9 protein-coding genes are annotated in these 11,818 nt (G+C 61.6%); all 9 read right to left on the reverse strand.

Annotated elements, in window-relative coordinates:
- Positions 1-124: 124 nt before the first annotated feature.
- From ACZ5BO_RS11520 to ACZ5BO_RS11560, 9 genes are read right to left on the reverse strand one after another with little or no spacing between them, the layout of a single operon-like run.
- Positions 125-1,024, reverse strand: coding sequence for a glycosyltransferase family 2 protein (locus ACZ5BO_RS11520; protein WP_025130225.1), 900 nt, complete (start codon positions 1,022-1,024; stop codon positions 125-127).
- Entirely contained in the window at positions 1,008-2,111 is a 1,104-nt protein-coding gene (locus ACZ5BO_RS11525) for a glycosyltransferase family protein (protein ID WP_464699806.1), read from the reverse strand. Before ACZ5BO_RS11525 ends, ACZ5BO_RS11520 begins: the two co-directional genes overlap by 17 nt.
- Positions 2,108-4,192: a glycosyltransferase gene (locus tag ACZ5BO_RS11530; RefSeq protein ID WP_464699808.1), complete on the reverse strand. Its 2,085-nt coding sequence runs from the start codon at positions 4,190-4,192 to the stop codon at positions 2,108-2,110. The genes ACZ5BO_RS11525 and ACZ5BO_RS11530 overlap by 4 nt, the downstream gene beginning before the upstream one ends.
- A 25-nt stretch (positions 4,193-4,217) precedes the next feature.
- Positions 4,218-5,237 (reverse strand): class I SAM-dependent methyltransferase, encoded by a 1,020-nt coding sequence (locus tag ACZ5BO_RS11535; RefSeq protein ID WP_464699810.1) that lies wholly within the window; start codon positions 5,235-5,237, stop codon positions 4,218-4,220.
- A 38-nt stretch (positions 5,238-5,275) separates the two neighbouring features.
- Positions 5,276-7,471, reverse strand: coding sequence for a glycosyltransferase (locus tag ACZ5BO_RS11540; RefSeq protein ID WP_464699812.1), 2,196 nt, complete (start codon positions 7,469-7,471; stop codon positions 5,276-5,278).
- Positions 7,464-8,156, reverse strand: a complete 693-nt coding sequence (locus ACZ5BO_RS11545) for a 2OG-Fe(II) oxygenase family protein (RefSeq protein WP_464699814.1) — start codon at positions 8,154-8,156, stop codon at positions 7,464-7,466. Before ACZ5BO_RS11545 ends, ACZ5BO_RS11540 begins: the two co-directional genes overlap by 8 nt.
- Positions 8,157-8,161: 5 nt before the next feature.
- Complete coding sequence (locus ACZ5BO_RS11550; protein ID WP_464699816.1) at positions 8,162-9,538, reverse strand: polysaccharide pyruvyl transferase family protein; 1,377 nt, start codon at positions 9,536-9,538, stop codon at positions 8,162-8,164.
- Positions 9,535-10,809 (reverse strand): ABC transporter ATP-binding protein, encoded by a 1,275-nt coding sequence (locus ACZ5BO_RS11555; RefSeq protein ID WP_464699818.1) that lies wholly within the window; start codon positions 10,807-10,809, stop codon positions 9,535-9,537. The genes ACZ5BO_RS11550 and ACZ5BO_RS11555 overlap by 4 nt, the downstream gene beginning before the upstream one ends.
- The gene (locus ACZ5BO_RS11560; protein ID WP_025130217.1) at positions 10,799-11,614 is read right to left on the reverse strand and encodes an ABC transporter permease; all 816 of its coding nucleotides are present in this window, start codon (positions 11,612-11,614) and stop codon (positions 10,799-10,801) included. Before ACZ5BO_RS11560 ends, ACZ5BO_RS11555 begins: the two co-directional genes overlap by 11 nt.
- Positions 11,615-11,818: the final 204 nt, after the last annotated feature.

The raw sequence follows: 11,818 nt of genomic DNA on the forward strand, positions 1-11,818 counted from the left end.
ATGCCCGCGTACCGTGGATCTGAAGTTCGATGGCGCCGAGTTTATCAGGAAAGCCGCAGGCGATTGTGCTTGTTCCCCTCCGGCAGGGGCTGTCCACAAAAGGCCGAGAGCGGGCCCTGATAGGTCATTGAACGCGGCCGAAGTTGCGCCACAAACGCTTCGTCGAGTGATACCCCACCATCACGGCAAACCGCAACCAGACCCCGGCAGAGATGCACCAGGACAGTGCTTTTGGATAGTCATCACGAAAGAACTTGCCGTAGAAGCGGATCATGCCGCGGTGCTTGTGCCATTCGACAAAAACCGGGCGTGAACGGCTACAGGCGCCCCAGGCATGGAAAATCCTGGCCTGGGGGACGAAGCAGACCTTCCAGCCACCCAGACGAAAACGCATGCACAGGTCCAGGTCTTCGCAGTGCAGGAAATAGCCCTCATCCCAGCCGCCAACACTGTCCAGTGCTTCGCGCTTGACCAGCATGCAGGCCCCGGAAATGGCCTCCACGTTCAGCGGCCGCGTAGGCAGGGGCTCGCGATGCAGGAGAAAGTCGGAAAACAGTCGCGGCGACAATTTGGCCAGGCCCGATAGATTGAAGGCGCGGATTATTGCCCGACGTGGGGTGGGAAAGACCCGGCGGCCACCCGGTTGCTCGCTGCCGTCGAAGTTACACAGCAATCCTCCCGCCATGCCAAGGTCGTTGGAATGACGCAGGACGTTGCTCATCCGTTGAATTGCACCGGCCTGCAGTACGGTGTCGGGGTTGAGAAACAGGATATGCGGCTGGACACAGAGTGTGATGCCCAGGTTGCAGCCTGCGGCGAAGCCGATATTGCGCTCATTGCGCATGACCACCAGGCGTTCATCAGTACCGTAGCGGGCCTGCACCCGCTGCAGGCTGTCGTCGTGGGAGGCGTTGTCCACCAGTACCAGTCTGTTGACACCTTGGGCCAGCACCGAGCCGACGCAGTCTTCGAGCAGAGGGCCGGCGTTGTAGTTGACGATGACGACGTCACAGGATTGTGGCATGGGCTACTTCAAAACGTTTGGTCCAGGAGTTGGCTTCGCGAAACCTCAGGGTGTCACCCAGAGGCTCGTTAAAGGCCAGGGCCTGGTGTATGACCCGAGGAATATCCGCGACGGCCTCACTGAGAAAAACTCCCGGTGCGTGGCGTCGGGTGCTCATTTCGCCAAAAATCGTGCTGACCACCGGCAGGCCGAGGGCTCGGTATTCGTAGTATTTGATCGGGTCGACGAAGCGGGTGATGTCATTTCTCTTGAATGGAATCAGACCGATGTCGAATTCGGTCATTGTTTCCAGCGCGGCTTCATGCGAAAGCGCCGGCAGGCGCAGGATATTGGGCGGCAGTGAGGAAGGAATCGGCCCGTGTTGCGGGCCGATCAAGCGTACTTCAGCTTCCGGGAACTCCAGTGCCAGGGAGCGGATAAAGTCCCAGTCGAACCATTTGGCGAGGGTTCCGACGTAGCCGAACACCCGTCTCTGCCCGGGGGTTGCCGGCCGGGACAGCGGCAGCGGGGGCAGCCGTTCGCTGGCGCAGCCGTTGAGCAACAGGCGTGCGTTGACCTCTTGCTGCAACCAGTAGTGCTGAAGGCTCGAGCAGGAGGTCAGGGCCATGGTCACGGCCTTGGCGGTTTCGTGCTGGCGCCGGCTCATGGCCCGGCGCGACCAGCCGTGATAGAAGGCCGGCACATTGTCCATGACGTCATAGAAGCTACTGTCGAAGATCGGTTCGCGCAGCAGTTGCAGAGCCAGGTGAGAGGGCTTGCCAATGCCCAGTTGGGTAGGGCCCTGGGCAAAGTCTCGGACCTGTTGTATCAGGGGGCGCCAGAACAGGCGGTTCAACCAGCCCGAGCCGGGCAGGGGTTCGATCGGCAGGGCCCAGGGTTGGCTCAGGGTCAGCCAGTCCGGCTGAGGTTGATGCTGGGCATGCGCAGGGCGCCGTTCAAGAAGGTCGGCGAGCACCGGCAGACGTGTGGGGTAGGGTTCGACCCACAGCACCGGGGCCTGGGTGAAGGCGTGAAACTGCCTGACCAGTTCGTGCGGCCGTTGCGCGAAGCTGTGCCAGCTGACCGGCGAAAGATAGACCAGTTTCATGGTTTCTCCCGGGTTATGTGGGGAGTCCATGGGCGAGCCCATTTGGCTTCATAGAGGGCTTTGTTGCGGTCGAAGAGTTGCTGGCGCTGGTTGCCGGGCAACTGTTTGAAGGAAGCCGAAAGGTGATGGTGGATGAACACGTCCTCGGCGAAGGCGCAGGACAGTCCCGCCTCCTCGACCCGCCGACAGTAATCGTCGTCCTCGAAAAAGCCCAGGCCGAAGGCTTCGTCGAGAGGGCCCACGCGCTGGAAAGTCGACCTGGGCATCATCACGGCAAAAAAACCCAGGGTGGCGCATGGCACGGTCAGGCCGGCATGGCGCCACGTGTGTTGCCGGGCGCGGATCGGCATTTCCCAGGAGTCCTGATAGTGGATGTCGATCCTGGCTTCATTGCCGATGTTGTTGGTGACCGGCCCGATCAAGCCAAGCCCGGGGTCATGCTGCAAATGCCGGCGCAAGGTTTGGGTCCAGCCGGCCGTTACCTGGGTGTCATTGTTGAGCAGGGTTAAAAATTCGCCCTTGGCCTGGGCCAGGCCCTGATTGCTCGCTGCAGCGAAGCCACGGTTACTGTTGTTGAGAATGAGCCGGTGCCCATGCTCGCTGGCCCAGCGTTGCAGAAATTCGACGCTGCCATCGGTGGAGGCGTTGTCCACGACGATGATTTCCAGCTGCTGACCCTGGGGATCGGCGACCAGGCTGGCGAGGCATTCGCGAGTGAACGCCAGGTTGTTGTAGGTCACCACGATCACACTCACCAGGGGCTCGGGATGAGTACCCTCGACGAGGCTGACCAGGGCTTGCACCCGGTGTTTCCAGGTCTGTTGCGCGGCAAATTGCTGGCGTTGAAGGCGGGCAGTTGCGCTGGCAGGCTCTTGCAGCGCCTGGGCGATGGCTGCAATGAAGGCGGGGGTATCCCCGGCGATCCACAGCTGCTGGGTGAATTCATGCAGCTCGGGAAGGTCCACTGCCACCACTGGCTTGCCGGCACTGAGGTATTCGTAGACCTTGACCGGGTTGGTGGCCAGGGTCAGGGGTTCGGTGCGAAAGGGCAGGATGCAGACGTCGAAGCTCTGCAGGTAACTGGACAGTTGTGCATAGGGGACTTCGCCAGTCAGCCTGACGTTGGCATGGCTGCGCAAGCGCGCGCCGACCTCGGCGGTGTCCGCGCCAATCAGCAGGACAGTGCAGTGGCCAAAGGCCTCGGCAATCGCCGCAACCCGCTCTACATCGAACCAATGGGCCAGTGCCCCGTAGTAGCCGATTACCGGACGTCCCTGGGGTTCCTGGTAGCGCTGCTCCGATCGCGAGGAGAAGTACGCGAAGTCGGCAGCGTTGCGTAGCACCGCACGCTGCTGCAAGGCACTGGCGGGACACTGCTCGTTCCAGTGCTGCTCAAGCCAGGCCGAGGCGAACAGCGTCACATCGGCCTGGTGCATCAGCTCGCGTTCGAGCTGCAGCAGGCCCGGGGCGTTGTGGCCAAATCCCTGATGATGATCCATGCAGTCGTAGACCACCCGGCTGTTGGGCAGCCGCCCGGCGACCGTCGACCAGAAGGGGTGCTGGATCAGTGAGATGACCCCAGTGGAATCGGCCCAGCTCAAGAGTTCACCAATACTGCGTCGCAGTTGTCGGACTTCTGGCTCACTGGCTGGTTGGAGGTAGATGGACGGTGCGCCACAGGCAAACAAGCGCACCTCGAACAGGCATCCCTGGCCGTCAAGCGGGCGCAGCGAGAAGCCGTCGCGCAGGTCGTCCTCCAGGGTGGCCGAGACATAGAACACTCGCCGGCGCTCAAGGCTCAATCCCCGGGCCAGGTGCTGTGGGCGCTGGTGGCGAAAATCCCAGTCGATGACGCCCCAGATCACATAGTCCGGTAGCCCCGGGCGCTGTGCCTGCAAAGGGATGTTCGGCGCCAGGAAAACCTTGGCTGCCTGGCGCCGCCGACGCAGGGCGCGCAAGGGGGGCATCAGGGCGCCGTGGTACAGGCGTCGCAGCAGGGTCTTCAGCGCAGAGGGTAATGGCAGGCGATGATAGGCACCGCGCAACCGCTTGAGCAGTGAGAGCTGTACGTTTTCGTTCATCGTCGGCCTCCCGGTGCAGGAGCGTTCAATGGCGTGGCCCGGTTTTTTTGGGCGTGGCGGCGACGATCACGAAATCGCTGTGCAGCGCCCCCGATTCGATCAGCCCATCCTCGATGTCGAAGAGCATCTGCAGGACTCGCATCGATTGCGGATCGTCGGCCTTGAAGTTGCCGGCGATGCCGTGCAGCAGGAACTGCAGCAGGGTGCCGCCGCAGGCATTGAGGACCTGGATATCAAAATGCTCGCCAACCACCTTGAGGATATCCTGGGAGCGCACGGCCTCCGAGGGGTCTACCTTCACGACTTCCAGCGGATCGGGCAGCGGTACGTTGTGCTGCAACTGGCCATAGGAACCCTGGACGAAGGAGCGGCGCAGGGGGGGAGGAATCAGCGCGAAGGCATGGCTGATGGCCGCGCATTGTGGCGCGTCGAAGGCAAAGTGATTGGCGCCCACGTACTCATTGAAAAACAGCCAGCCGTCAGCCTTCAACGATTGGCGGACATTGGCGCAGACACTCTCCAGTTCGCGGATGTGGTGCAGTGAGCCGTTGAACCAGACCGCGTCGTAATGAGCGCTGGGCAGGCTCACCCGTTCTACGTCGGTGAGGCTGTACTCCAGGCTGTCGGCACCGAGAGCCGCCGCTTGTGCCCGGGCCGTTTCCAGCGCTGCCGGTGCGATGTCCAGGGCGTCGCAGTGCTGGAAGGCATTGAGGCCGTAGAGTTCGCGCTCAAGGCTACCGGTGCCACAGCCGATGCTCAGCATGCGCTGTACCGGCAGCCGGCCCGCCAGGAAGGTATTCAGGCAGTAGGTTACCCAGTGGCCATGGCCGCTGCCGGCTGTCGCCTTGTGCTGGTGACGCCGCTGCACGGCTGGCACCGCAAGCCAATAGACATCAGCGGAAAACGCGTCTGATCCGGCCTGGTTCTCGGACCAGTGCTCGGCGGTCAGCGCCTTGCGCTGGCGCTCCTCGGCGTCGTCTTCCGGTAGGGCATGGACTGTTTCCAGCGTTCGACCACTGAGCTTGTGAATTATTTTTTTCAGCACGTTCGGCCTCTTCCTTTGGTTCAAGCCGGTTTTCCGGCTCAGTCAACGAGACGTGTTCCCGGCTTGCGGTCTTCTACCTGCCTACGTACCTGGACATGGGGTTGCCAGGTGCCCCACTTGCTTTCGAAATAGGCCTGGTTCTTCTCCCATAGGCGTTGGTATTCCCCGCTGGCGATCAGGTGCTTGAACGAGGCCTGGCCGTAGTGATGGATGAAGCTGTCTTCGGCGCACACCGTGCGCAACCCTGCAGCCTGGATGCGACGGCTATAGTCGTCGTCTTCGAACATCCCGATGCCGAAGGTTTCATCCAGCCAGCCCACCTGTTCCAGTACATCGCGGCGCAGGGCCACGCAGAACATCGCCAGCATCGGAATATCGAAGCAGCGTCCCTGATACCGGCTGGTGCGGCGGTCGGCGAAGGCTTCCAGATCAGCAAGGTCGTTGTAGTCGATGGCAACCTTGGCCTCGTTGCCCACTGCATTGGTAGTAGGGCCCACGAGCCCTATCTGCGGGTCGTCCAGGTGTCGCAACAAGGGCGCCAGCCAGCCCTTGGGCACCACGGTGTCGTTGTTGAGCAGCACCAGATAGTGGCCCCGGGCGAGGCGCAGCCCCTGGTTGTTGGCAGCGGCAAAACCGAGATTGTCCTGGTTGAACACAATGCTCACCCTGGGCTCGGTGCGGGCCAGGTAGCGCAGGTAGTTGCGGGTGTCGTCCCGGGAGTTGTTGTCGACGACGATCAGTTCGACATTCGGATACAGGGTATTGCGCAGCAGACTGTCGATGCAGCCCTGGGTCAGGTGCACGTTGTTGTAGGTGACGATGATCACCGAGACCTTCGGGTGCAGATCGACCAGGGCGTTGCGGGTTTCCTCGAAGCGCTGTCGCCAGTCATTGTCCCGGGCCAGCGCGATTCGCTGTTTCCAGCGCTCGGGATCGGTCTCTCCCAGGGCCGCTTCAATCTGCGTCACGAAACCTGTAGGTCCCTCGGCAAAGTACACATAGGGGGCATAGATCTGCATTTCCAGGAGCGGCACCGATACCACGGGTTTTCCGGCGCTGATGTACTCGTAGAACTTCACTGGATCCACCGCGTGGGTCACATCGTAGAGCCGGAATGGAATGATGCAGACGTCGAAGCGATAGAGATATTGCGGCATCTGCGCATAGGCTCTGCGCCCCAGCAGATGCACATTGGGCAAGTTGTCGAGGCCGGCCAGGTCGTCCACGAACACATCACCGATCAGCACCAGGTTCCACTGCGGTCGTAGCCGGGCGATGGCCGCGAGCAGCTCGAAGTCGACCCACTCGGCCAGGCCGCCGTAAAAACCGATCACCGGGCCTTTGAGGTCTGCCAGCAATGAGTTGGGCGAGCAATGGCTGGCAAAGAAGTCGAAGTCCACACCGTTCCTCACCAGCAGACAGCGGCGACTCTGGCGGGCCCATTTGGCCTGAAGCACGGCAGCGGTGACGGTGACCAGATCGGCTTGTTCCACCAGGACCTGTTCCTGGGCCAGAAGCGGCTTGCCGATGTTCGGGAAGTCCTGCCATTCGTCCATGCAGTCGTACTGCACGAGCCAGCCATGTGCCTGGCGCAGGTGCAGGACCAGGCGGGTCCAATAGGGCAGGTGAACCACCGAGACCGCGGTGCTGATCTGGAAGTCGTCAACCAGGGCTTGCAGCGCCCTGGCATTGCTCTGCAGGTTGTCTTCGGTGATGCAGGTGGCGTAGTAGTCCTGCCGTGAATGCCCGCGCAAGCAGACTTCGAAGACACCAGGGGCCACTTGTTGCACGCAGTAGGGCCGATCGGCCAGCGGTGACGGGGAGAGAATGATGTAGAACACTCGATAACCGTGCGCGGCGAACTGGCTCATCAGTTGCTGGGGCCGCTGGAATCTTGCGGACCAGTCGATGTTGGCAAAGCACAGCAAGTCGAAATGACGGGGCTGGGTCAGCGGCTGCGCCGTTTCTGCTGGCGTGTCGTCAGAGGCGGGCACGGGTGGGGACGGCAATGGCTGGAGTGGTTCGGCATGGCGATAGGGGTACTCGCTGTCCCCGTTGATCTTGCCGTGGCGCAGCCACTGCAGGAGCATGCGCAGGGGCCGGGTCAGGCGCCAGGACCGCGAGCGACGCATATGTTCGATATGGGTCAGGGCCGCATCGCGTTCCAGGATCGCCTGCCGACGCTCCTGCTGCGCCACACCGCTTTCCTGCCGCGAGGTGGGCGATTTATCCATGTTGGCTCACATAGTTGTGCAGGGGGGGCTGGTCTCCGGCCGGCCACATGGAGCTGACAGCGCCGGGGCGGTAGAAGGTCACGGTCATGCTGCGTCGTGAAGTCCTGCAACTGTCCACCACTTGCGATACCGCGTGCCAGGAATGGTCGGCACGCACCAACACCGCGGAATGGCCCACCAAGGGCGGTATCACTGCCACCACATCCGTTGGGTCGGCAGAGCGCAGGATGTTCAGGCAGCCACCGTCCTCGATGTTCCAGGACTCGTTGAAATACAGAATGTGGGTCACCAGCTTGTCGCCGAGGTCCGGGTGGGGGCCGAGGCAGGCCCGTGGTCCGTAATGGAAGACGTTGATTTCCATCGGTACGGTACGCAGGTCGATATCGGTCAGCGTCGACAGGGCCAGGCGATAACCGGGAGCAGTCAGCTCCCTGGCCAGTTCCTGCCAGGCGGGGCTCAACCCCGGTTCGTGGACAATGCGCCCGGTGCCCATTTCCACCAACTGCCGCGCCTGATACTCGTAGTCCTTTTCGCCGCCATAGCCGGAGACAGTCTTGAACGCGTCATGGGGATAGGTCGCGGCCAGCGCCGCGGCGTTTTCCGGCGAAAACAGGTGGCTGATCTGTCCCCAGCGAAAAGGCTGGGAATGCAATGGCTGTCGGCTGAGCATGGTCAGGTCCAACATGATGTTCATCCTCCTAGAAGGCGTTGCAGGCTGCGCCGGATCGAACGCAGCGGCGCGGTGAGGCGAAAGGAGTTGGAGCGATGCATTCGGCGCAGCTCCCTGTGTACCTGGCCGATGAGTTCCAACTGGTGGTGATGCACTTGCGTCAGTTGCTGTAATTGGGCACGCAGTTCTTCCAGCTCGGTTTTCTGTTCCAGGCATTCTTCACGCCCGCCCAGACGGGTTTCCTCCAGCAGGCCAGGCAGTGATTGCCAGAGTTGATCCATCGCCGGATGGGTGTGGCGGCGACCTTGGCGGATGAGTTCGGCGACCTGGTCCCAGTGGTGACGCAGTTGTTCCTGGGCTGCGCTCAGCCGAGAGCAGGGAGGCTGCCGTCCCAGGCGCTCCAGCAGCCATTGCGGGTCGATGGTCTGCCCGGCATGCAGAGGGTAGATGCCCGGGTAGTCCCGCAAGGCGGTGTATTTGCCCTGGTCCAGGTTGGCCGAGCTGAAGATCGGCACGCCGAAGACCAGGGCGGTGATTGCCAGGTGATAACTGTGGCCAATCACGCCTTGGGCATGGGCCAGGACCTCCGCCAGCAGCAGTGGCGCGGGCCAGGTAGGCAGGCTCGCCGCGCGCGGCAGGTCGTTACCGAGGATCGATTCGTGATCACCCAGCACCGGACCGATGGGCAGTAGCAGCAATTGCCACTGGGCAAACAGTGCCGAGTGGGTTTTCCACAGGTGGAGAAAGTTTTCCAGGCCGGCAATCGAATGCACTACCAGATAGGGGCCGCTCAAGCCTGCCTGTCTACACAACTGTCGATACTCGATGGACGGCTGCTGCAGGTCGATCAGGTTGGGCAGGCCAAATGCGCTGTCTGGCAGTACCTCCACCCGAGCCTGCTCACTCAAGGCCGACAGACTGGCTTGAGACAGGGCATCGCGGACCTGCACATGGGGGCTGAGCTCCAGGGTCAGCTTGACCAGGGGCGCGGCCCAGGTCGGAATTTCATTGCAGTGCATGCCTGGAGCGTTCCAGATCAGCGGCACGTTGTGTTGCAGGGCTATCAATGCGGGCGATAGCCAATAGCCGGTAGGGTGATGGATCTGCGGAGTCGGCGGGTAATACCCAGTGGCCACCAGCTTGTCGAAGCGGATGATGAAGCCACCGCCGATCAACACCCCGTCCAGGGACTCGATCAACTGCGGCAACTGGCTGACCGAGGTCACCGGATAAGGCCATGACGGTGGGGTGCGGTCGTGGTAGGAGAAGGCATGCACTTGCACGTCACCCAGGCGCGCCTGCAACTCTGCCTTGGCGATGATGGGAAACAGCAGGTCTCCGTAGTTGGCCACGTCAAAGGTGCCGAAAATGCCGACTTGCCACACCTTGTTGCTCATGAACGCTCCTCGACGGCCAGGGATTTTTGCAATTCACTGGTGACGCTTTCGATATGCAAATCGACGATTCCGAGGAAATGCGTATTGCCTGGCAAAGTGTCGAAGGCCAGGACCGCCACCTGCTTTTCAATCAGCTGAGAGGTCTCTTCCGTCTCGCCATTCATCAACTTGAGGGTGATGTGGTAGCGCCCGGCAGCCAGGTTGGCAGCGAAGCGCAAACGTACAGAGGCGCTGCGCCAGCCTCCGTGGGACGGGCCGCTGGGCAACGCGACATTGACCCCGCTGACCACCAGCAGCCTGGCTTCCTGGAGGGTCAGGCTGAGGTTGGGCCGGGCGATGGCGTCACTGATCAGGGTGTCGATGGCGATCTCGATCGTGTCGCCATGGGCGAAGCTCGAGTATTGCGTCCCGGTGCTATGGAAGGAGGCCGCGGTGATACGCCCCTCCGCGGTGCCGAAGGCCATGCCGTGTTCCGGATTGAGGGCGGTCTTGGGGGTCACCTGGATGGCGCCGTTGCTGGCCCAGCGTCGCTGTTCATCACGCATGTCCAGCAGGTAGAGCTCGGCCATCTCCTCCGGGGCGCCGCAGGCACGGATTTGGCCATCACGCAGATACAGGGCCCGGTTGCAGAAGCGCTTGACCATGCTCATGTCATGGGACACGAACAGCAGGGTCATGCCTTGTCGAGTCAGGCGGTCCAGGCGCTCCAGGCATTTGAATTGAAACGATGCATCACCGACGGCCAGAGCCTCGTCGACGATCAGGATATCCGGCTCGACGCAGACCGATACGGCAAAGGCCAGGCGTACCAGCATACCGCTGGAGTAGGTCTTGGTCGGCTGCTCGATGAACTCGCCGATGCTGGCGAACGCGGCAATTTCATCGAAGCGTGCCTCGATTTCTGCGCGCTTGAGCCCCAGCAGTGCGCCGTTCAGGTAGACGTTTTCACGCCCGGTGAACTCCGGATTGAAGCCCGAGCCCAGCTCCAGCAAGGCGGCGATACGGCCATGGCTGACGACGTTGCCGGACGAGGCGGTGAGGGTGCCGCAGATAAGTTGCAGCAAGGTCGACTTGCCACTGCCGTTGCGTCCGATGATGCCCAGGGTCTCGCCCCGATGAACTTCCAGGGAAACACCTTGCAAGGCCCAGAATTCGCGATAGCGGCGTTTGCCGCGAGGCAGCAGCAATTGCAGCAGGCGGTCCCGGGGCTGTTGGTAGATGTGATAGCACTTGCCCAGTTGCTGGGTCTTGATCGCCAGCTCAGAGCACATCGGCAAACCCCTCGCGGGTCTTTTCGAACCATATCCGTCCGAGCACCGCTACGGCGCTTGCGACTATCAACTCACCGAACCACAGGCGGATATCGGGCACTACCCCCCAGATCATTACGTCTCGGGAGGACTCGATCACCAGGGTCAGCGGATTCAGGTAGAGCCAGTGCTGATAGGACGCCGGCAATGCGCTGACCGGATAGAACACCGCCGACAGCAGCATCAAGGCCGACATCAGCACCCCGATGACCTGGTCGATATCCCGAATGTAGACGCCGAGGGAGGCGAGTATCCAGGACAGTCCGAGAGTGAAGAGTGCCAGTGGCAGCAGCACCAGTGGAAACAGCAGGGCGGTAAGGGGAGGCAGGCCGAAGGCCAAAAGATGGAATGCCAGCCAGACGACGAAGCTCACCAGGGTGTGGAACAGCGCCGCCCCAAGGGTCACACAGGGCAGGATGTCCAGGGGAAACATCACTTTCTTCACGTAGTTGACGTTGCTCGGGATCAGTTTCGGAGCACGGGTAAGGCACTCGGAAAACAGGTTGAAAACCATCATCCCGGCGAACACCAGCAGTGCGAATTGGCTTTTTGAGTCGTCCTCGCTGCCCCAGCGCACCTTGAACAACACGCTGAAGACAAAGGTGTACACCAGCAGCATGAACAGAGGGTTGAGGAAGGACCAGAGCAGCCCGGCGATCGAGCCGCGATAGCGGCCGATGATTTCGCGTTCGATCAGCGCCAGCAGCAGTTCTTGGTGGCGCCAGGGCCTGAAGGTGAAGCGGTCAAGCACAATCCTCCCAGTCAACGGCAGCTCCTTGCTCATTCAGTTCTCAACACCGTTCAATCCGCGCTCTGGAGATACACAGGCGCGAGAGGGTGGTTTGAGGCGAAGTATTCTTATGAGTTGTTTATAGACCAGGAATCCATGAAGTGAATGGCCGCAATGACTTTTTGGATGAGCAGCAATAGTCGACGCATCGATGCCAGCAGTCGGCTGCAAGGCGCTGCA

This window comes from Pseudomonas sp. FFPRI_1 (assembly GCF_055384485.1).